We start from the raw sequence: 22,839 nt of genomic DNA, 5'->3' as shown, positions 1-22,839 counted from the left end.
ATGAGTGAACAATTATGGGGTGGCAGATTTGCTAAATCCACCGATCAAATGATAAATGAATTTCAAGCTTCCATACACTTTGATAAACGTATGTATCATGAAGATATAGCTGGCAGCATTGCTCACGCTAGAATGTTGGCAAAATGCGGCATAATAAGCAAAAGTGACTGCACCGCTATAACAGATGGATTAAAAGCAATTCTTGTTAAGATAGAACAGGGAAATTTTGATTTTTCTGTTGACTTGGAAGATATTCATATGAATATTGAAAAACGTCTTACTGACGCTATCGGAGAAGCTGGCGGCCGGCTGCATACGGCAAGAAGCCGTAATGATCAGGTGGCTCTTGATACACATATGTATTTGCGTCGGGAAATACTTGAAGTGCAGAGTCTTATTCTTGATTTACAAAAGGCTTTCGCAGAAGTCGCTCAGAAAAATAATGATGTTATTATGCCTGGCTACACACATCTGCAAAGAGCACAGCCAATTTTATTTGCTCACCATATGCTGGCTTACTGTGCCATGCTGGTACGCGATTTTTCCCGTTTTAAAGGTGCTTATGAACGTTGTGATATTATGCCACTAGGAGCCGGAGCTTTGGCTGGTACGACTTTTCCGATAGACAGGCAGTATGTGGCAGAACAACTTAATTTTTCAGCAATTTATTCCAATAGTCTGGATGCGGTAAGTGACAGGGACTACATTATGGAATTTTTATCAGCCGCATCTATATTGATGGTTCATTTAAGCCGGATAAGTGAAGAAATAATTCTTTGGTGTTCACGTGAATTTTCTTTTATTGAATTGGATGATGCGCATTGTACCGGTTCCAGTATGATGCCACAAAAGAAGAATCCTGATGTATCAGAATTGGTTCGCGGCAAGACCGGGCGGACTATCGGACATCTGATGGCTATGCTGACAATAGTAAAGGGATTGCCGCTTGCTTATAATAAAGATCTGCAGGAAGACAAGGAAGGCCTTTTTGATACGATTGATACAGTCAAATTCAGTTTGGCAGTATATGCCCAATTAATTCGCGGTATGAAAATAAAAAAAGATATTATGCTGAAGGCTGTACGGGAGGATTTTTCTAATGCTACGGATTTGGCTGATTACCTGGTGAAAAAAGGATTACCGTTCCGGCAGGCTCATGCCGTTTCCGGCAGGGCGGTCCATTATTGTATTGAACAACATAAATGGCTGGAAGATTTATCGATGGAAGAATATAAAAAGTTGTCCGGTTTATTCGAAGCTGATATATATGATGCAATAAAACCGGAGACTTGTGTGAAAAATCGTAATTCATATGGTGGTACATCATATGAACAAGTGAAAATGCAGATCCTTGCTGCAAAAAATATTTTTGCTAATGAGAAAAAGCAGCTTGAACTATATGAAAGTAAGCAGATAAAAATATAAATTCCAATTTGTAAAAATTATTGACTATAAGCTTATATAAAAAATGCACGCATCTACTTCGCGTGCATTTTTTGTATAAGCTTTATTCATCAGTGGGTATCATCAAAAATGAAACTATTTCGTTGTATAAGTCTGGCAGGAAAAACTATTTTTGATGGGACAGCTGTTTTGTTCATAATCTTGGTCAGTAAATCAACTGCAGATTCACAAAGAACATCTAAGCGATTATCTAAGCTGGTAATCATGGGGGTTGCACATTGGGATAAAATAGAATTATTGCATCCAGTTACAGGTATATTTCTATTTATTCTTAATAAGGCCTTTTGTGCACCAATTGCTAATAAGTCTTCGGAAGTAATAACAGCATCAAATTCTACCTTCTGGATTGTAAGTTTATGAATAATGTTTTCAGCCGTTTCCAGTGATCTGATAATTTTATTTTGTAGTGCAGGATTGTCACTAAGACCGCATTCTTTTATACCTGTTTTATAACCATCTAATTTTTGCTTACCGCTGTAAGTTAATGAGTCGTAAAGATAGAGAATTGATTGACAGCGTTTGGCAGCCATTTTTTTTACGATATCACGCATACCTGTTTTTTCATCACAGGCTATACTGTAAATATTAGGAAATTCGATATAACTATTTACCATTATTACTGGTAATTTTTTAGCAACACTCTTTATATAAGAAATATCTTTTGATTTAGTAAATGGTGTTCCAATTATAATAATGGCGTCTACATGCTTGTCTAAAAGAAACTGCAGGTATTTATACTTGGGTTCCGGTTCGTATCCGGTACAGCTTAATATTACGTTTAAATCGAATTTCTTTAAGTTATTTTCAATCAATGATACAGCCGTTGCATAAAAAGCATCAGATACATCAGTACATAAAACACCAATCATTTTCATTGAATCAAGTCCTAATCCACGTGCAAATGGATTAGGTTGATAATGCTGTTCTTCTATAACTGACAAAATTTTTTCCTTTGTTTTTTTATTAACTCGTGTACTTCCATTAAGAACACGTGAAACTGTCGCAATGGATACGCCACATTTTTCTGCTATATCATATATTGTTGACATTAATATACCTCAATTATTTTAAATAGAATATTATATATTATATCATATAAATTGTTAAACATGTTTTTATTCAATTAATTTAAATTAATTGAATTTAATAAATAATTAAATATTGACAAATGCTTTTAAGCGTGATATTTTAAATATATAAAATGTAAGCGCTTACATTTTATATATTTATTATTTAAAAGAGGGATAACAGATGAAAAAATTTATGGATGAAGATTTTTTGTTGGAATCGGAAACAGCCAAAACGCTTTTTCACGATTATGCTGAAAAAATGCCTATAGTTGATTATCATTGCCATATTCAACCACAGGAGATTGCTGAAAACCGCCAGTTTGACAATATTGCTCAAGTATGGCTGGGCGGTGATCATTATAAGTGGCGTCTTATTCGTTCTAATGGTACACCGGAAAGTAAAATAACCGGAAAAGAATCTTCTGATCGAGAAAAATTTCAAGAATTTGCGAAAGCGCTTCCAAAAGCTGTAGGGAATCCGCTTTATCATTGGACTCATTTAGAATTAAAAAGATTTTTTGATTGCGATATTACTTTAAATGAGAGTACTGCTGAGAAAATCTGGGATTTGTGCAACAAAAAATTGCGGACATCAGAAATGAGTGTGCAGGGTATCATTTCTAATTCAAATGTTAAGCTTATCTGTACGACAGATGATCCTGCCGATTCTTTGAAATGGCATAAAAAAATCAGGGATGACGGGTCATGCAGTGCTAAGGTGGTACCTGCTATGCGTCCTGATGCTATAATGCGTATTGATGCAGAGGGGTATAGTGACTATGTTGTTAAGCTGGGGAAAATTGCTGAAATAGAAATAAAAACGATAAATGATATCCGTCAAGCCCTAAAAAAACGCATGAACTATTTTGGTGATATGGGCTGTAGAGTTACGGATCATGCTTTGGAATATGTATTTTACAATCCAGCCGATGATGCGAAAATTAACACAATTATTGCAAAGGCCTTAAAAAATGAGAAAATTTCTAATGATGAAACAGAAAAGTATCAGACAGTACTTTTGACGTTTCTTGCTTCTGAATACAGTAAACGTGATTGGACAATGCAGATTCATTATTCAGCGTTAAGAAATAATAATAGCAATATGTATAGTAAACTTGGACCTGATACTGGTTTTGACTGTCTTGCTGCATACAACTGCGCTGAGGGGATTGTGGCATTCTTGGATTCGCTCAATAAAAATAATATATTGCCAAAAACAATTTTTTATTCGCTTAATCCCGCTGATAATACAATGATTGGTTCAGTTATCGGTTCTTTTCAAGGTCCAGGAGTTTTCGGGAAAATACAGCAAGGGGCATCTTGGTGGTTCAACGATTCCAAATATGGCATAGTCAATCAACTGACTAATATTGCAAATCTTTCTATTCTTGGCAATATTTTAGGAATGGTTACTGATTCACGTTCTTTCTTATCTTATCCGAGACATGAATATTATCGTCGTATCTTATGTAATTTTATTGCTAAGCTTGTAGAAAATGGTGAGTACCCTAATGATATAGATTATCTGGGGAAGCTTGTCCAAAATATTTCTTATTATAATGCTAAAAAATATTTTGGATTTGATATTTGATTTTATTATGACGAATTTATGCGTACATTACCTGAAAGATTATTGTTTTTGAAATAAGCCGCGATATAATATATACTTTTGTATTTTCAGATATTGCGGCTTAAGCAGTTTATGTTTAAACAAATAACAAAATAATGCTATTAATTATTATATACAGAATATTCATTTAAAGTATATTAAGATGATTAGAAAGGAAATATTATGCAGGAAATAATTAATACCTCACCCCACAAGGATAATGGGAGCAAAATTACGACAAATCAAATCGAACATTTTAAAAAATTATCATGGCGGGAAAAAATATGTTATGGTTTTGGTGATTTTGGTAATGGTTTTATGTTTGATTTAGGACAGGCCTATTTAACCAAATATTGGATAGATATTTGTACAATTCCCGCAGCAGCAGTAGCAGGTATTTTTGCATTTACTAAAATATTTGATGCATTTATGGATCCTATAGCAGGTTCCTTGATAGACAGACGAAAAAATATAGGCAGACGCGGCAAATTTCGTCCAGTTATGATGATTTCCAGCATTGTACTGGCACTTCTTACTATAGTAACATTTACTATGCCGGATTTATCGCTGTCAGGTAAAATACTTTTCGCGTATGTTGCTTATATGGCATGGGGACTTGTCTACTCTTTTACTAATATACCTTATGGTTCGCTGGCAAGCGTCATGACACGTGATATCAGTGAACGAAGCCAATTGGCAACAACACGTCAGGCTGGCTCTATAGGGGCGCAACTTATAACCGGTATGGCTTTTGTACCTATAGTCATTGCTTCCGGTGATCCGCGCCATGGTTTTTTTGTGGCGGCTATCATCATGTCTATTATTGGAGTAATAGGTTTTTATATCTGTTATCGCAATACACGCGAAAATGTGCCTGTTTTGCGTAATACTGAAGCTGAAAAGAAAGCAGGTTTTTCTGATTATATTAGAGTAGTATTTACTAATAAACCACTGCTTTGTATAATTTTAATGACCTTGTTTACTATTTCAGCAATGAATACCAACAACCAAATGATGATATTTTTCTGCCAGTATAATTTAGGAAACATGGGATTACAGCCGCTGGTAAATGGCATCATGATGGGATGTTCTGTCTTAGGGATTTTATTAATACCTACGTTAGTAAAAAAATTTGGCAAAAAGAAAACAGCTGTAAGTGGACTTTTAATTGGATGTATTGCAAATATTCTTAATTTCGTAATTACTACTAATATTTATACCTTTATTATTCTTGTTACTATAGGATATGTCGCTTTAGCTATCCCAAATGGTATCACGTGGGCCTTTGTTTCTGATGTTATTGACTATGGTGAATGGCATAATGGTATCCGTAAAGAGGGCATAACCTATGCTGCCTTCAATTTTTCTCGTAAAATAGCACAGGCTATAGCTGCAGTGGTGAGTTCCGGTATTTTAGTTTTAACCGGATACGTGGCAAATATTACCCAATCAGAAGAAACATTAACAGGTATTAAAGCCGCAATGACACTTTATCCTGGTGTTGCACTGGGTATAGCAGCTATAATAATCGGTCTTTTTTATAGTTTGTCAGATGATCATTATAAAAAAATTGCCAATGATTTAAGCAATAATTTGTGGGAAAATGGACAGATAAAATAGTTCTCGTATTTTTGGTGCAAAAATTTGTATTATAGATTTAATATGGGGGTATAAAATTGAAAGACATAAATTGTGCTTATTGTGGAAATGATGAGGTGTTGGCTGGGTTTGGCATGTTTATCTGCAGCCTGCCGGTAAGCCGCGTTTATTTATTTAAAGAACAGAGCCATAAGGGTAGATGTATTGTGGCCTATAAGGAACATATAGGTGATATTACCGAGCTCGATAATAAAGATATTGCTGGTTATTATCAAGACATAGCTAAAGTGTCACGTGCGTTGTATGAGATATTTATTCCTGATAAAATAAATTATGGGGTATATGGTGATACAGCAAAGCATATTCATACACATTTGGTTCCCAAATATAAGGATAAATTTGAATGGGGTGGAGTTTTTGCCATGAATCCTGATAATGTATATTTGACTGACACTGAATATGCGGAAATAATAGAGCAGATAAGGGCAGTACTTAGAAAATAAGTTTTTATTACTTATAACATAATATTTTGTTTTTATACTATGAATTAGTAAAAGAAGGTATTTTATATGGAAATGTTAAGTTTCAATTCTCATCCGGAACTAAAAAGCAATTTGCCCGAAAAAATTATTCAATTTGGTGAGGGAAATTTTCTGCGTTGTTTTATTGATTGGATGGTGCATCGGATGAATTTGAATAACGTATTTAATGGTCGGATTGTAGCTGTTCAACCGACACCATATGGCAAGGTGGTCAGTAAACTGAATGCGCAGGATGGTCTATATACGACTATACTGCGCGGTGTACGAGACGGTAATATTGTAAATAAGAAAGAAATAATAACCTCTGTAAGCCGTGGAATAAATCCTTATACCAATTGGGCTGACATATTGAAATGTGCAGAAAATCCCACAATTGAGTATGTATTTTCCAATACTACGGAAGCAGGCCTTGTATATAATGCTGATGACTGTAAGGATATGCTGCCGCCGCTGTCATTTCCGGCAAAGTTAACGCTCTATCTTTATCATCGCTATAAATATTTTCATGGCGACACCGATAAGGGAATGTACGTAATTCCTTGTGAGCTGTTGGAAGCAAACGGTGATCTATTAAAAAGCATAATCCTAAAATATTGCCAACAATGGAATTTACCTAGAAAATTTATCGATTGGCTCAATTATCATAATAAATTTTATAATACCTTGGTGGACAGGGTTGTAAGCGGTTATCCAAAGAGTGAAACTAAAAAGTTTATCAGAGAATTATGTTACGAAGATAGGTTGTTGGTTTGCGGTGAACCATTTTATTTTTTTGCTATTGAAGGAGACGCTTGTTTAAAAGAAAAGCTGCCTTTTCAAAAAATTGGGCTGAATGTAGTTATCGAAAAGGATATAAGTAAATACAGAAAACGTAAAGTACGGTTGCTTAATGGCGGACATACAGCGAATGTGCCGGCTGCCTTTTTGTCCGGACTTGATACTGTGTCCGAAATGATGGACGATAAAGTAACAGGAAAATTTACCCGTCAGGTAATACGTAACGTTATTTTACCATCAATAGATATAGATAAAAGTATGCTTGAAAATTTTGCGGAATCAGTTATTGAGCGTTTTGAAAACCCATTTATCAAGCATTATTTGCTCAATATACTATTGAATTCAACATCCAAATTTAAAGTCAGAGTACTGCCGTCTTTATTAGAATATCATGATAAATTTGGTAAATTTCCTGAGGAGCTCTTGTTTTCGTTTGCTGCATATATTTTTCTGTATAGACCAGTGCGGATTGAGGGCAATCATTTATATGGCATACGGCAGGGAAAAGAATACGAGCTTACTGATAATGAAGCTGATATTGCTAAAATGGCAGCAGCTTGGAAATTATATGATGGCACGCAGCAAAGTAGTATAAATATGGTAAAGGAAGTAATCAGTGATACTGATTTATGGAATATCGATTTGACTAAGTTTGCCAATATCACTGAAATTATCGGTAAATATCTTTATAGGATAGGTAAGGAAGGCAGCAGGACTGTTATGAAATCTTTAATACGGAAAGATGTACAATTATGAAAGCATTGCAAATAAGCAAACTGGATAATACAGCGGTAGCTTTAGAAAATTTATTCAAGGGAAATATTATTAAAGTCAACAACAGGGAAATCACATTGCTGGATGATATCTGTATAGGCCATAAATTTGCTCTGGATAATATAAAAAGGGGTGAGAATATCGTAAAATATGGATTTCCTATCGGGCATGCTTCGGAAAACATCTTTATTGGTGCCCATATCCATACCCATAACCTAAAAACTAATCTTAAGGGAGTAAAAGATTATAAATATGATCCAGTATTACCGACAAAACTGCCCATTAAAAAAAATACCACATTTATGGGATACAGGCGTGATAAGAATATAATTGGTATTAGAAATAATATTCTTATAGTGCCTACGGTAAATTGTGTTACCAGTACAGTTCGTTATTTAGAAAGAAAAGGTAGGAAATTATGCAGAAATTTAAAAAATATTGATGACTGCATTGCTGTGACACATCCTTATGGATGTTCACAAATTGGTGACGATTACCACACAACCCAGCGTATACTAGCTGATATTGTTAATCATCCCAATGCCGGAGCTGTGCTTGTCGTAGGACTTGGTTGTGAAAATAACAACATTGATGAATTTAAGAAAGCTTTAGGAAATTTTGATGGAAATCGGGTAAAATTTCTTGTTACGCAGGAGGTTAAGGATGAGAATGATGCCGGCGAAAAATTACTGCTGCAGCTGGCTCGATTTGCTAATCAATATACCAGGACAGCCTGTCATGTGTCTGAATTACGTGTCGGATTGAAGTGTGGTGGTTCTGACGGGCTATCTGGCATAACTGCTAACCCATTAATTGGTGCATTATCAGATCTTATAATAGCCAGTGGTGGTAGCACTGTTCTCACAGAAGTGCCGGAAATGTTTGGCGCTGAAAGTATCTTGATGAACAGAGCAATCGATAAGCGGGTATTTAATAAAACTGTAGCTTTAATAAATAATTTTAAAAAATATTTTCAGCGTTATGGGCAGGTAATATATGACAACCCCTCCCCTGGTAATAAAAAGGGCGGCATAACCACTCTGGAAGATAAATCATTGGGTTGCGTGCAAAAAGGAGGACAGGCTGCTGTCAAGGATGTGCTTTGTTATGGGGATATATTAAAAAATACAGGCCTGAATCTGCTTAATGGCCCTGGCAATGATTCAGTGTCGACGACGGCATTGGCGGCTTGCGGTTGCCAATTGATATTGTTTTCAACGGGACGCGGTACTCCATGGGGAACTACGGTCCCAGTAATAAAAATAGCAACTAATGATCAATTGGCCAGCTATAAATCCAAATGGATTGATTTTAATGCTGGTAGGTTATTGAATAATATTTCTATGGACAATCTGCGTGATGAGTTATTCGATTTAATAATAAAAATTGCATCAGGACAGCTTACTAAATCGGAACAGATGGATTTTCATGAAATAGCCATAATGAAAGATGGCGTGACAGAGTAAATAAAACGGGGTTGTCACTAAACAACATTGACTTCATAAAGATGCAAATCCACCACTGTAATGCGCTTTTTGCTTTTCTAAGGGCGGGTAAATAGAGTGGACTATCGTATATTTATGAATGAAAATGGTTATGTGTGACAACCCTGTTTTACTTATTTTAAATCAATTACATCATATCCGGCATTGATAACGGCATTTTTCAATATATCTACCGATATATTATTATCTGCTGTAACGACAGCATTTTTCTTTTCCAGACTGACTTTTACATCATCAACGCCATTAACGGACTGCAATGCCTTTGTTACTGCATTAGTGCAATGGCTGCAGCTCATTCCTTCAATCATGATAGTTACTGTTTTCATTTTATTAGCTCCTTTTTCTTTTTGTACAATTATGTTGGAATTCGGCGGGAAGGTATTGTTTTGAGAATTATCCAGCCGTAAATTTCTTAAACGCAGTGCATTAGTTACAACGCATACACTGCTCAAACTCATGGCTGCAGCGGCAAACATTGGATTTAAACGTATTCCCCAAAGAGGATAAAGAAGTCCGGCGGCAATAGGAATACCAATTATATTATAAAAGAAAGCCCAGAATAAATTCTCTTTTATATTGCGAATCACCGCTTTGCTGAGATGCATGGTATTGACAACATCTAAAAGATTGCTTTTCATCAATACTATATCAGCGCTTTCAATAGCTATATCGGTTCCAGCTCCAATGGCAATACCAACGTCAGCGGCGGTCAAAGCGGGCGCATCATTTATACCATCACCAACCATGGCGACTTTATGACCGCTATTTTTTAATGCGGTTATTTGTGCTTCTTTTTGAGTTGGCAATACATCGGCAATAACATTATCTATACCTACTTGTGATTTTATGGCATGGGCGGTTATTTTATTGTCACCGGTTAACATTATGACGTTTAAGCCATTTGCTTTTAATTTTTGTACAGCTGTCTTGCTGTCTGGTTTTATTGTATCTGCTACCGCAATAATACCAATAATTTTTTGTGTGTCGGCAAAAATTAATGGTGTTTTACCTTTTTGGGCCAGTTCCTGAATAATCTTATTTTGGATGTCATTGATGTAAATACCTTTTTCATGGAGGAGGTTTATATTTCCGGCATAATATTTTTGGCCGTTAATGCATCCCTCAGCGCCTAGACCTAAAAGTGCCTTAAAATCAGTTACAGTAGCAAATTTTATGGCATTAGTTTCACATCTATTAATAATAGCCTCTGCCAAAGGATGTTCGCTGCCTTTTTCAATTGAACCGGCTATTTTCAATAAACTGTTTTCATCGTTGCTGTCGGTGCAGATAATATCAGTGACAATGGGTTTTCCTGCAGTTATAGTACCTGTTTTATCGAGTACGATAGTGTCGATGGCGTGCGCTGTTTCCAATGCTTCACCGGATTTTATCAAAATGCCGTTTTGGGCTCCTTTGCCGGTACCGACCATAATAGCCACAGGGGTTGCTAAACCTAATGCACACGGGCAGGAGATAACCAATACAGTTATCGCCATCGATATGGCAAACTCAGTACCGGAGCCATTATACAGCCAAAATAGACCGGTAAAACAAGAAATGCCGATAACTATAGGAACAAATACACCGGCAACCTTGTCGGCAAGTTTAGCTATAGGAGCTTTGCTGGCAGAAGCATCTTCAACTAATTTTATTATTTTAGCTATTGTTGTGTTTTTACCAACCTGTGTTGCCTTAGCGCGGATTAGGCCGGTCTTATTTATCGAAGCAGATATTAATTTGTCACCGGGGCTTTTTGTTACAGGGATGCTTTCACCGGTTAATGCAGCTTCATCAAAAGCTGAGCGTCCTTCGATGACTATACCATCGACAGCTGCAGCTTCTCCGGGTTTTATAATAAAAATGTCATCAACAAGGATATCATCAGCCGGAATAAGTTTTTCTGTGCCGTTTTTTATGACAGTTACTTTTTTAGGAGTGAGATTTATTAATTTGGTTATGGCATCGCTGGTTTTTCCTTTTGCTCTAGTTTCCAGATATTTACCTACAGTTATTAAGGTAAGTATCATACCGGCTGACTCAAAATATAGATTGAGTCGGTAATGTTCAACAAGAGATGGAAGATTATAACCTAGTCCGTAGCCAATACGATAAATGGAAAATATACCATAAACAATTGACGCACCAGCACCAATTGCGATTAAACTGTCCATATTGGGACTGCCCTTGCTGAGTGTTTTAAAGCCATTAATAAAATAACTTTTATTGATTAGAACTATCGGCAGCAATAATAAGAGTTGTGTAAATGAGTAAGTGACAGCGTTGGCATTGCCTAAAAAATAGCTAGACATAAAAGATGGCGGAGTAATTGATAACCAACTATAAATCATATGACCCATGGCAATATAAAGTAGTGGTATCAAAAATAACACAGAAGTAAAAAGACGCTGCCGCATGGCTGTGATGGCAGAAGTTTTATCAGGTGCAGTAACTGTATCTGCGCTGCCAAAAACAGATGCGCCATAACCGGCACTTTCGACTGCAGTAATTATTTTGGCTGAAGAAGTCGTTTCCTCATCGTAATCTACCTGCATACTATTGGTAAGTAAATTGACACTGGCATTTTTTACACCAGGTGTTTTAATCACACTTTTTTCAACATGGCTTGAACATGCCGAACAAGTCATGCCGGTTACAGAAAATTTTTGTTTCATCATATATACCTACTTCATTTGTTTTTTTAAAAGCTCGCAAAGTTCATTGATGGCAGTGTCGTTACCCTTTCTTATGTCATCGGCAACACAAGTTTTAATATGCCGGGCCAGCAGTTCCTTGTTAAAACTGTTGAGAGCTGATTGTACAGCAGAAACCTGTATTAAAATGTCAACACAGTAACGGTTGTTTTCCACCATCGCCTTTAAGCCGCGTACTTGTCCTTCAATCTTATTTAATCGTGTAGTAAGATCTTTTTTTTCTGCTGCAGCTCGTCGTTTATATTTTATATTGTCTTGTTGGATATTCTTACAATTACAGCTCATATCATTTCCTCCGTATACCCCAAGGGGGTATATATAATATACATCGTTATTTATTATCTGTCAAGTATGAATTAAATAATTGTTTTTGACTTAGAATATAATATTGCATATAATAGGGATATTAAATTCGGAAAGACAACGGGGCGATATAAATGTCATTTTCTAAAATGGAAACTTTTTTAGAAAAACATATCGAGGGATTTTTTAATCGTAAATTTGCCAGTGATCTTCAATTTGTGGAGTTGCAGAAAAATGTTGAGCGTTCAATGGGCCGCAATAAAAAAATGATAAATGGCATTTTGTTTGCCCCTAACTGCTATATATTGCAGATGAGCGGTGCTGATTATGACCGTATCTGTTCACGTAAGGCACGGGAAATGCTTTATGAATATATCGTACGTATGACAATACGGAGTAACTTATTTATTGATGGACATTTAAATGTAAAATTTTGTAAAAATAGTAGTTTGAAAAAAGGAGCCTGTGAAGTAACGGCAAATTACGCTGCTGATAGTGACTGCACTGCTGCAACAGGTGATGTAGCGGAAAAGACTATTGTTATAAGAAAACCGACAATAAAAGAAACAGCGTCAATGCCGCTGGAACGGTTTTATGCTGGACTGACTGTAATAGAAGGTTATGATATTGATTCGAGATTAGAAATTGGTGAACACCAGATACATATAGGAAGACGGGCAGAAAATGAATTTTTGTTGACTGATCCTAATGCCTCCAGATTGCATGCCTATATAACATTTGAAAAGTATCGTCATATATTGTATGATGCTGATAGTTTAAACGGAACTTTTGTAAATGGGAAAAAGATTACAGCACTTTGTCTGAATAATGAAGATGTGATTACTATTGGGCAGAGTAAACTTATTTACGAGGTGCTTTGATGATCATAAAGACAGTAATGGTAATATTAGAATATGCATTGTTGTTGTTTATATGTGCTTTTATTTGTAAGACAATGCGGGCAATATATAAAGATTTATATAATGATTCACATGAAAAAGGCAATGTTCGTTCAATTAAAAAGGTGGCATTGTTAGTTCTACAGTCTTATGATGAAAATATCATCAATAAACGGGTATTATTTACTGAATTGATTACTTTAGGCAGAGGCCCTGATAATAATATAGTATTGTCAGATGCTTACGTATCGTATCATCATGCAGTAATCAGCCATATTAAGAATCAATACCAGATTGAAGACTTGCACAGCAGAAATCATACATACGTGAATGAGCAGGAAATAAGAAATAAATCATTTTTACAAAATGGCGATATAATAAAAATTGGGACAACAGTATTTAAATTTGAGAGGTGATAATAATGCACGTGACACATGGCACTAATGTGGGCCTGGTCAGAGGTAATAATGAAGATAGTTATGTTTGTGCCGAACCTCATATTTTTGCTGTTGCTGATGGAATGGGCGGACATGCTGCAGGTGAAGTGGCCAGTAAACTGCTGATTGGCGAGATAAGAAAGAACTTAGAAACACTCTCGTCGGTAACCTGTGATGAAAAAATGCTGCAGCAATGCATTACAACGGCTAATAGTATTATATTGAGTAAATCCGCTGAAAACAGAACATTAGCGGGAATGGGGACAACAGCCAGTATTATTTGTTTACAAACTGATAAGGTCATATGGGCACATATAGGTGACAGCCGGATATATTGTTGCCATGCCGGACAGCTGCGACAGATTACTACGGATCATTCTTTGGTTGATGCATGGGTGAAGAATGGGACTATAACGGCAGAGGAAGCGCTACATCATCCGCAGAAAAATATTTTAACTCGTGCGGTTGGTGTAGAGAACGATATAAAAGTAGATACCGGGACATTCCCAGTAGAAACAGGTGATAAACTTTTACTGGCCACCGATGGGTTGACTAACATGGTGGAAAATGCTGAGATAAAACAAATTATGTTTGATGAAAGTATTCATGATAAGGCTGAATTCCTTATTCAAGAGGCACTGCAGCATGGTGGAATAGATAATATAACGGCAATAGTGGTGGAACTTTGATGTATTATTTAAAGAATAGGATATTACTGTTACAGGCCTGTCTGCCGGCCTTGGCAATGGCTTTGTTTTATCTAAAAGATGCTTCTGCGGTAAACAATGTCAATTTGTCGATAATGGCAGTATCATGTGTAATATTTGTTGTTGTGCCAATGATGGCAAAGAAGTTTTTAAAAAATACTGATGAATATATACTGCCATTAATTTGTTTCTTGTGCAGTATCAGTCTCATTATGATGCTGCGGTTAAAAGTTTCTTTGTTTTATGCCCAGTTTCGCTGGATTGTAATTGGTATGGTACTTATGTTTATCACAATAAAATTTGCCGATAAGCTTTTACAACTGCTTGATTATCCGTATATACTTGGATTATGCGCTATAATTATTATTGGCTCAGTTATTATATTTGGCACTGAAATAGGCGGCGGTTTAAACTGGATAATAATCGGACCTTTTCAAATACAGCCAGCCGAATTTTCTAAGTTGCTGATTCTTGGCTTTTTGGCAACATATCTGCAAGAAAATAAAAATATGCTTAATTTACCTAATAGGCATTGGATCTTTTTATATTTGCCACCGCTTAGATTTTTGGCTCCTTTAGTGATGATTTGGGGAATAGCATTATTAATATTTGTTTATCAGCGTAATTTAGGTTTTGCTTTGTTATTCTTTGGCATGGCAGTAATGATGACTTATGCTGCTACAAGTAATAAATCATATATATTTTTGGCGGCAGTTTTTTTTATATTGGCTTCCATTTTTAGTTATATGATGTTTGGGCATGTACGGGTACGAGTTGAAATTTGGCTTAATCCATGGGCGGATCCTATGGGTAAAGCTTATCAGATAGTGCAGTCTTTATTTGCGCTGGGATATGGCGGATTTTTTGGCACAGGTTTTTTTCATGGCTCACCTGAATTGATACCGATAGTATATACGGACTTCATTTTTTCCGCGGTTGGTGAAGAATTCGGCTTTATTGGCGTTATATCAGTAATTATGGCATATTTGCTGATATTTTTCCGTTCAGCTAAAATTGCGTTTGCCTGTGTGAATGAAAAATACAAATTATTATCCTTTGGCATAGCCGGCACGATGTTATTACAGGCATTTATAATTCTTGCGGGAGATACAAAATTAATTCCATTAACTGGAATTACACTGCCATTTATTAGTTATGGGGGCAGTTCAATGCTTTCAGAATTTATTGCAATAGGGTTGTTGCTGGCAATAAATGCAAGGGAGAAAAATCGTGCGTAATAACGACATAAATAGAAATATGTTTAGAATAGTACGTGTATTTATTGTATTATTCATTATTTTGATAGGGAATTTGTCTTATATACAGATAGTTAAGAGTGAGTGGTATGACAGTAATCCGCTTAATCCACGCATTGCCAATAAGGAAAATTCCACTTTGCGCGGGGATATATTGGATTGTAATGGGAAAAAAATTGCCTATAGTGAGAATACGGGTAAAATAGTAAAACGAATATATCCATATGGAATGGTGTTTGCTCAAGCAGTGGGTTATACTGGTACCAGCATAGGAAATTCAGGTATTGAACAGGGCGAAAATGCTAACTTATCAGGTGTTAATATGCTGCTTCATCAGCTGGGACCTTTGGAACAGTTATTTGCTGCAGATAAGGGAAATAATGTAAAATTGACGTTAGATGCTGTTGTGCAAAAGGCGGCCTGGGATGCAATGGGGAACAAACGCGGTGCTGTTGTGGTATTGGACACGAATACCGGAGCCGTATTGGCGATGGTGAGTAAACCGTCATTTGATCCTAACAGCGCGGCAAAAAACTGGGAAAGTTTGCGTGTTGATAAACTAAGCCCGTTATTAAATAGAGTAACGCAGGGAATGTACCCACCCGGTTCATCAATAAAACCAATGATGGCTGATGCGGCTTTGCAGCAAAATGTGATAACTCCCGATGAAAAAATAGAATGTGGACCTTATTATGATTTAGGGAACAATCAAAAGATATATGAAGCTGATAATGCTGTATATGGAAATATAGATTTGGAGGAGGGCATAATTCATTCCAGTAATGTGATGTTTGCCGGATTGGCAGTAAAAATGGGTGAAGCCGGGTTAAAAAAGGCCTTTGATCGCTTTGGTTTTAATGATGGGCTGCAAACAGATTTTGCAGTTGAATCAGCGCATTTACCCGATTTTTCTAAGTTGAACAAGGGGGAAATTGCCCAGGTTGGCATAGGACAGGCTAACTTGCTGGTATCACCATTGCAGATGGCAATGTTAGCTGAATCATTTGGCAATCAGGGGAAAATGATGAAGCCTTATATGGTGGAAGAGGTGACTTCACCGAACGGAGGAGTGCTTCAAAAGGCATCACCAAGTGTATTTAAGGAAGTAACTACACCGGATAGGGCAGACTTGATAGAAAGTTATATGAAAAATGAGGTATTGAGGGGTACCGGGCGAAATGCGGCAGTAAAAGGGACTGTAGTTGCCGGCAAAACAGGAACGGCGGAAAATTCTCTTGGCGCTGATCATGCATGGTTTATTGGTACGGCACAAGTGGGAAATAAGAAAATTTCGTTTGCAGTTATTTTGGAAAATAGTGGATTTGGCGGATCTGAGGCTGCGCCAGTCATAAGAGATATAATAACTACTATGCTTAAGGAGGATTAAACATGATGGCTAAACAGATTTTGGCGGAACGTTATGAATTGATAGAGCGCATTGGTGACGGAGGAATGGCTGCCGTATATCGGGCTCATGACCAGCTTTTGGATCGTTATGTCGCGGTTAAAATATTGCATCCTCAATTTGCCAATGATGAAGAATTTATAGTTCGATTTAAAAAAGAGGCACAAGGTGCAGCCAAATTATCTCATGTCAACATTGTCAATATTTATGACGTCGGTGAATGGGAAGGCAAACATTTTATAGTTATGGAATATGTTGAAGGCGAAACATTGAAAAATAAAATTCAACGGGAAGGACAGCTTTCAATACGTGATGTGCTTGATATAAGCGGACAAATATGTGAAGCATTGGAACATGCTCATTCGCATAATCTTATTCATTGTGATATAAAACCTCATAATATTTTATTAAAACCTAATGGGCAGGTAAAGGTAGCTGATTTTGGTATTGCCCGGGCAGCTTCTTCTTCAACGATGACTTATAGTGGTAATGTAGTGGGTTCTGTTCATTACATTTCTCCTGAACAGGCACAAGGTAATGCTATAACGCCTAAGTCAGATATTTATTCGCTGGGGGTAGTAATTTATGAAATGTTAACAGGCCAAGTGCCATTTAAGGGTGAAAATGTTGTCAGCATTGCTTTAAAGCATTTACAGGAAATGCCTGCTCCAATACATGAATTGCGTCCTGATGTACCACCTGTTGTTGAAGCTATCGTACTTAAGGCTATGGAGAAGGATCCGGCAAAACGTTTCAGCAGTACGCAAATGATACTTGATATCCATAAAGCACAAAAGATGTTATTTTCAGAAGATGAGGCAGCAGACGATCCTTACGCAACAAAAATTTTACCGCGTGGGCAGATAAATGAATTGGCAGCGGCTGAACGGGTACCAACTACTGCCGGACATTCAGAAAACTCTTTTTTAAAGTCAAAAAAATTTATAGCTATATTAATTGTCATATTATTGTTAGGCTTTTTAACAGGAGCATTCTTATCTTTTGGTAAATTTTGGAGTAATGCCCAAGTGGTAGTTCCTAATGTTGTCGGACAATCACAAGAAGCGGCAAAAAATATTTTGACAAGTAAAAACTTACGTGTTCAGGTAACGGAAAATTATGATGCCGACGTACCGGAAGGCTTTGTAATATCCCAGACACCGGCAGCTGGTGAGACGGTTAAAGAAGACCGATTGGTCACCATTTATGTTAGTAAAGGCGGTGAAAAAATATCAGTACCGGATGTTACTGGTCTTACTAAAGAAGAAGCGGCCAATCAGCTCAGTAAGGCAGGGCTGAAAGTAGGGGATATCAGTGAAGAATTTTCTGATAAGCCAGCCGGAACTGTTTTGCGGCAAAGTCCGAATGCCGGGGATAAACTTGAAAAGGGCAAGTCTGTGGATTTGATCGTCAGCAAAGGTCAGGAAGTTAAAAAAAGCGGCGTTCCTGATGTTATTGGTGATTCACTTGGCTCAGCAAAAGAAATTATTCAAAAAATGGGATTTTCGGTTGGATCAGTAACAGAACAGGAAAGTGACAGGCCGTCAGGTACTGTTTTAAGTCAATCACCTCAACCGGCCAGTGAAGCGGCAGAAAAAAGTGCAATAAACCTTGTAGTGGCAAAACAAAGAACTGTAAAGAATTCCACTAAAGAACCGGAACCTAATAATGGTTCTGCCGGGAAGGATCTGTCGGTGGGTAAGAAGAGCAACTGATTAAATTGAAAAATAATTGTAAAAAATGCTGGGATTTCCGCAGTATATAATATTAAAAGAAATAATAGTCACTTATATGGGAGGATATTTTTTGAAAGCAGTTATTTTATTGTCAGGCGGGCTGGATTCTACGACCTGTATGGCAGTGGCTAAAAGTAAAGGATATGAACTTTATCCAATAAGCTTTGATTATCATCAAAGGCATAGTATAGAATTACAAAGCGCTCAAAAAGTCGCAAAATTTTTCGGGGTTAAAAAACATTTAATAATAAATACTAATATGGATGCTATTGGTGGTTCTGCATTGACAGATAAGAGTATTGCTGTACCTGATCGAAATCCCGATGACGATGATGTGCCGGTAACTTATGTACCTGCCAGAAATCTTACCTTCTTGAGTTATGCTTTAGGGTATGCTGAGGTACTTGATGCAGCGCACATTTATATAGGAGTTAATGCTGTCGATTATTCCGGTTATCCTGATTGTCGTCCAGAGTTCATTGCTAAATTTCAAAATTTAGCAGATTATGCTACCAAAGCTACGGCTACAGACGGAAAAAAAATAATAATAGAAACACCACTGCAGAATTTGTCAAAGAAAGACATAATTCTTTTAGGAACCAAGCTGGGAGCACCATTTCATTTGACACGCAGCTGCTACAATGGTGGTGAAAAAGCTTGTGGACATTGTGACAGTTGTAAACTGCGTCTGCGTGGTTTTGCTGAGGCGGGTTTAAAAGATCCGATAGAATATATGAGGTGAGTTTTTTTTGAAAGATGTTCAAAATATGGGTGATACACGGGGAATTGCTATTCAGCGTGTAGGGATAAGCCAGGCATGGCTGCCTTTTTTGATTGCTAATAAGAAAAAGACAGACAAGCCACAACATGTGACAGCGAAGGTAAAGCGCTTTACAGTAGATTTACCGATGGAATATAAGGGAACCCATATGAGCCGTTTTATGGAGATACTCCACGAATATGCTAATAAACCGCTTGAATTTTCCACTGTAGATAATTTGCTTACGGAATCATTGACTAAATTATCGGCTAAATCAGCGCACATTGCTGTCGGATTTAAATATTTTGTAAAAAAAACGGCACCAATCAGTCATAAGAAATCATTACTGGATGTTGATTGTTCTTTTATAGGTGATAAAGAAAAGGATGGAGTTCTTAATTTTACCATTGTAGTAAGTGTGCCGGTCACATCACTTTGCCCATGTAGTAAAGAAATATCTAAATATGGGGCTCATAATCAACGCAGTATAGTTAAGGTGAAAGTAAAATCTTATCAACCTAATTCATTAACAATTGAACAATTGGTTAAATTGATTGAAAACCAGGCATCATCTTCAGTGTATTCCATTTTAAAACGGGAAGATGAAAAATATGTAACCGAGACAGCATATGAAAATCCTAAATTTGTTGAAGATATGTTGCGTGATCTGGTTTTGTCAATGCGTAAATTAAAAGACGTGGATTATTTCTCAATTGAATGTGAAAATTTTGAGTCTATTCATAATCATAATGCTTATGCATCACATAAGGAATATATGGATAGGGAATAGACAATAGGTAAATGAAAGACAGCTGCAGTAGTATAAATCTGACAGCTGTCTTTTATTTGTATAGTATAAAATATATTGTCGTAGCAATATTGCATAAAAAGCGGGAAAAGGGATTGACAAAGGGAGAAAGTTTAGATATAATAATTCCTGCGCTCAAGAGAGCGGCGGCCGGGGAGCCGGGCGAAAAAAAGTCCTTGACAAACGAAACAGCGCGTGATAATATATACAAGCTAACTCGTTGAGGCAGGCACCTTGAAAACTGAACAATACATCATATGTTTTCGAAACATACCGGATGTGCGGTTTAAATAAAAACCTGAAACAATTTCTTTTTAACAAAAATGACAAGAGCCAAATTGGCTCTCCGATAAATTTATGGAGAGTTTGATCCTGGCTCAGGACGAACGCTGGCGGCGTGCTTAACACATGCAAGTCGAACGAGGCTCTTATTTCGGTAAGGGCTTAGTGGCAAACGGGTGAGTAACGCGTAGGCAACCTGCCTCCAAGATGGGGACAACACTCCGAAAGGGGTGCTAATACCGAATGTTGTAATGCTGCTGCATGGCAGTATTACCAAAGGTGGCTTTTAGCTATCGCTTGGAGATGGGCCTGCGTCTGATTAGCTGGTTGGTGACGGTAACGGCGCACCAAGGCGACGATCAGTAGCCGGTCTGAGAGGATGAACGGCCACATTGGGACTGAGACACGGCCCAGACTCCTACGGGAGGCAGCAGTGGGGAATCTTCCGCAATGGGCGAAAGCCTGACGGAGCAACGCCGCGTGAACGAGGAAGGTCTTCGGATCGTAAAGTTCTGTTGCAGGGGACGAACGGCACTATAGCCAATAAGTATAGTGAATGACGGTACCCTGTTAGAAAGCCACGGCTAACTACGTGCCAGCAGCCGCGGTAATACGTAGGCGGCAAGCGTTGTCCGGAATCATTGGGCGTAAAGGGAGCGCAGGCGGAACATTAAGCGGATCTTAAAAGTGCGGGGCTCAACCCCGTGATGGGGTCCGAACTGAGGTTCTTGAGTGCAGGAGAGGAAAGCGGAATTCCCAGTGTAGCGGTGAAATGCGTAGATATTGGGAAGAACACCAGTGGCGAAGGCGGCTTTCTGGACTGTAACTGACGCTGAGGCTCGAAAGCCAGGGTAGCGAACGGGATTAGATACCCCGGTAGTCCTGGCCGTAAACGATGGATACTAGGTGTAGGGGGTATCGACCCCTCCTGTGCCGGAGCAAACGCAATAAGTATCCCGCCTGGGGAGTACGACCGCAAGGTTGAAACTCAAAGGAATTGACGGGGGCCCGCACAAGCGGTGGAGTATGTGGTTTAATTCGACGCAACGCGAAGAACCTTACCAGGGCTTGACATTGATTGACGTATCCAGAGATGGATATTTTCTCTTCGGAGGACAAGAAAACAGGTGGTGCATGGCTGTCGTCAGCTCGTGTCGTGAGATGTTGGGTTAAGTCCCGCAACGAGCGCAACCCCTATCATTTGTTGCCAGCACGTAAAGGTGGGAACTCAAGTGAGACTGCCGCGGACAACGCGGAGGAAGGCGGGGATGACGTCAAGTCATCATGCCCCTTACGTCCTGGGCTACACACGTACTACAATGGGACACACAGAGGGAAGCGAAGGAGTGATCTGGAGCGGACCCCAAAAAATGTCTCCCAGTTCGGATTGCAGGCTGCAACCCGCCTGCATGAAGTCGGAATCGCTAGTAATCGCAGGTCAGCATACTGCGGTGAATACGTTCCCGGGCCTTGTACACACCGCCCGTCACACCACGAAAGTCATTCACACCCGAAGCCGGCTAAGGGCCGCAAGGCACCGACCGTCTAAGGTGGGGGCGATGATTGGGGTGAAGTCGTAACAAGGTAGCCGTATCGGAAGGTGCGGCTGGATCACCTCCTTTCTAAGGATTAAAACAATCCGTCGAGCACATCCGGAACATGTATTGTTTGGTTTTGAGGGTTTCTCCCTCAAAAAAAATAGATAGAACTAATGGGGGCGTAGCTCAGCTGGGAGAGCACCTGCCTTGCAAGCAGGGGGTCAGGAGTTCAAATCTCCTCGTCTCCACCAGAAGAGAAATGGGCCTATAGCTCAGCTGGTTAGAGCGCACGCCTGATAAGCGTGAGGTCAGTAGTTCAAGTCTACTTAGGCCCACCATAATTGCACATTGAAAACTACACAGAAGAAAAGCAAAGAACAATTAATCACCAATGCCAAACTTGTGAGAAGAAATTTTCAAGAGGATGGCGGGGAATAGTTGGACCAAGCACAATTAGGAAACTAAAACAAGCTAAGACAAAAACAAATGATTTAAGCTAAAGGTGATATTCTGGAGGAGACTCGAGAATATAATAAACTTACCAGAAACGTTCAGGTGCAAGGAAACATGAAAGCGAATAAAGAAGGCGTATTAATATACGCCGATGAGTGAGCTGAAATGATGACGAAGCAGATGAGCGGTTATGGAAAGTTTAAA

General features: G+C 38.1%; 17 protein-coding genes, 2 tRNA genes and 2 rRNA genes (1 of these 21 only partly in view). 18 read left to right on the top strand and 3 right to left on the bottom strand.

From position 1 onward, the window contains the following. Positions 1-1,425, top strand: a complete 1,425-nt coding sequence (gene argH / locus F8M42_RS07920; protein ID WP_182185794.1) for an argininosuccinate lyase — start codon at positions 1-3, stop codon at positions 1,423-1,425. A gap of 89 nt (positions 1,426-1,514) precedes the next feature. On the opposite strand, the gene F8M42_RS07915 is transcribed toward argH, so the two are convergent. Beyond that, positions 1,515-2,513, bottom strand: a complete 999-nt coding sequence (locus F8M42_RS07915) for a LacI family DNA-binding transcriptional regulator (RefSeq protein ID WP_182185792.1) — start codon at positions 2,511-2,513, stop codon at positions 1,515-1,517. Between the two features lie 202 nt (positions 2,514-2,715). Between F8M42_RS07915 and uxaC the strand changes: the two genes are divergently transcribed. From uxaC to F8M42_RS07890, 5 genes are all read left to right on the top strand, one after another. Then, entirely contained in the window at positions 2,716-4,125 is a 1,410-nt protein-coding gene (uxaC, locus tag F8M42_RS07910; RefSeq protein WP_182185790.1) for a glucuronate isomerase, read from the top strand. A 201-nt stretch (positions 4,126-4,326) separates the two neighbouring features. Beyond that, positions 4,327-5,763: a glycoside-pentoside-hexuronide (GPH):cation symporter gene (locus tag F8M42_RS07905; protein ID WP_182185789.1), complete on the top strand. Its 1,437-nt coding sequence runs from the start codon at positions 4,327-4,329 to the stop codon at positions 5,761-5,763. A 56-nt stretch (positions 5,764-5,819) separates the two neighbouring features. After that, positions 5,820-6,245, top strand: coding sequence for an HIT family protein (locus tag F8M42_RS07900; protein ID WP_182185787.1), 426 nt, complete (start codon positions 5,820-5,822; stop codon positions 6,243-6,245). 66 nt (positions 6,246-6,311) lie between these two features. Further along, positions 6,312-7,817 carry a tagaturonate reductase gene (locus tag F8M42_RS07895; RefSeq protein ID WP_182185785.1) on the top strand — a complete coding sequence of 502 codons (1,506 nt, stop codon included), beginning with the start codon at positions 6,312-6,314 and terminating at the stop codon, positions 7,815-7,817. Beyond that, positions 7,814-9,301, top strand: coding sequence for a UxaA family hydrolase (locus F8M42_RS07890; RefSeq protein WP_182185783.1), 1,488 nt, complete (start codon positions 7,814-7,816; stop codon positions 9,299-9,301). Before F8M42_RS07895 ends, F8M42_RS07890 begins: the two co-directional genes overlap by 4 nt. A gap of 152 nt (positions 9,302-9,453) precedes the next feature. Here F8M42_RS07890 and F8M42_RS07885 read toward each other — a convergent pair whose 3' ends face one another. Together F8M42_RS07885 and F8M42_RS07880 are read right to left on the bottom strand one after the other, a co-directional pair. Next, positions 9,454-12,015, bottom strand: a complete 2,562-nt coding sequence (locus F8M42_RS07885) for a heavy metal translocating P-type ATPase (RefSeq protein ID WP_182185781.1) — start codon at positions 12,013-12,015, stop codon at positions 9,454-9,456. 6 nt (positions 12,016-12,021) lie between these two features. Beyond that, positions 12,022-12,336 carry a metal-sensing transcriptional repressor gene (locus tag F8M42_RS07880; RefSeq protein WP_182185779.1) on the bottom strand — a complete coding sequence of 105 codons (315 nt, stop codon included), beginning with the start codon at positions 12,334-12,336 and terminating at the stop codon, positions 12,022-12,024. Between the two features lie 152 nt (positions 12,337-12,488). Here F8M42_RS07880 and F8M42_RS07875 point away from each other — a divergent pair, with 152 nt between their 5' ends. The 12 genes from F8M42_RS07875 to F8M42_RS07820 all read left to right on the top strand — a co-directional run. Further along, a complete protein-coding gene (locus tag F8M42_RS07875; protein WP_182185777.1) occupies positions 12,489-13,235 on the top strand; it encodes an FhaA domain-containing protein in 747 nt (248 codons plus the stop codon). Then, a complete protein-coding gene (locus F8M42_RS07870) occupies positions 13,235-13,669 on the top strand; it encodes an FHA domain-containing protein (RefSeq protein ID WP_182185775.1) in 435 nt (144 codons plus the stop codon). Before F8M42_RS07875 ends, F8M42_RS07870 begins: the two co-directional genes overlap by 1 nt. Before the next feature lie 5 nt (positions 13,670-13,674). Continuing rightward, entirely contained in the window at positions 13,675-14,379 is a 705-nt protein-coding gene (locus F8M42_RS07865) for a Stp1/IreP family PP2C-type Ser/Thr phosphatase (protein WP_182185774.1), read from the top strand. Next, on the top strand, positions 14,379-15,635 hold the full coding sequence (locus F8M42_RS07860; protein ID WP_182185772.1) for an FtsW/RodA/SpoVE family cell cycle protein: 1,257 nt from the start codon (positions 14,379-14,381) through the stop codon (positions 15,633-15,635). Before F8M42_RS07865 ends, F8M42_RS07860 begins: the two co-directional genes overlap by 1 nt. Continuing rightward, complete coding sequence (locus F8M42_RS07855; protein ID WP_229711304.1) at positions 15,628-17,040, top strand: peptidoglycan D,D-transpeptidase FtsI family protein; 1,413 nt, start codon at positions 15,628-15,630, stop codon at positions 17,038-17,040. Before F8M42_RS07860 ends, F8M42_RS07855 begins: the two co-directional genes overlap by 8 nt. Positions 17,041-17,045: 5 nt before the next feature. Beyond that, entirely contained in the window at positions 17,046-18,773 is a 1,728-nt protein-coding gene (pknB, locus tag F8M42_RS07850) for a Stk1 family PASTA domain-containing Ser/Thr kinase (RefSeq protein WP_182188682.1), read from the top strand. A gap of 91 nt (positions 18,774-18,864) precedes the next feature. Continuing rightward, entirely contained in the window at positions 18,865-19,536 is a 672-nt protein-coding gene (gene queC, locus F8M42_RS07845) for a 7-cyano-7-deazaguanine synthase QueC (RefSeq protein ID WP_407672847.1), read from the top strand. Between the two features lie 7 nt (positions 19,537-19,543). Continuing rightward, positions 19,544-20,344 carry a GTP cyclohydrolase FolE2 gene (folE2, locus tag F8M42_RS07840; RefSeq protein WP_182185770.1) on the top strand — a complete coding sequence of 267 codons (801 nt, stop codon included), beginning with the start codon at positions 19,544-19,546 and terminating at the stop codon, positions 20,342-20,344. Positions 20,345-20,716: 372 nt separating this feature from the next. Continuing rightward, a 16S ribosomal RNA gene (locus F8M42_RS07835) occupies positions 20,717-22,266 on the top strand. A gap of 91 nt (positions 22,267-22,357) precedes the next feature. Continuing rightward, positions 22,358-22,433 (top strand) — tRNA-Ala (locus F8M42_RS07830). A gap of 10 nt (positions 22,434-22,443) precedes the next feature. After that, positions 22,444-22,520: transfer RNA gene (locus F8M42_RS07825), tRNA-Ile, on the top strand. A gap of 318 nt (positions 22,521-22,838) precedes the next feature. Further along, a 23S ribosomal RNA gene (locus F8M42_RS07820) occupies position 22,839 on the top strand (it continues 2,921 nt past the right edge of the window). The 16S and 23S rRNA genes sit together here with 2 tRNA genes alongside, the layout of an rRNA operon.

Origin of the sequence: Pectinatus frisingensis (assembly GCF_014076555.1) — a bacterium.
Classification (GTDB): Bacteria; Bacillota; Negativicutes; order Selenomonadales; family Selenomonadaceae; genus Pectinatus; species Pectinatus frisingensis.
The sequence above is the reverse complement of the archived record's forward strand: the minus strand, read 5'-3'. Positions and strand labels throughout refer to the sequence as shown.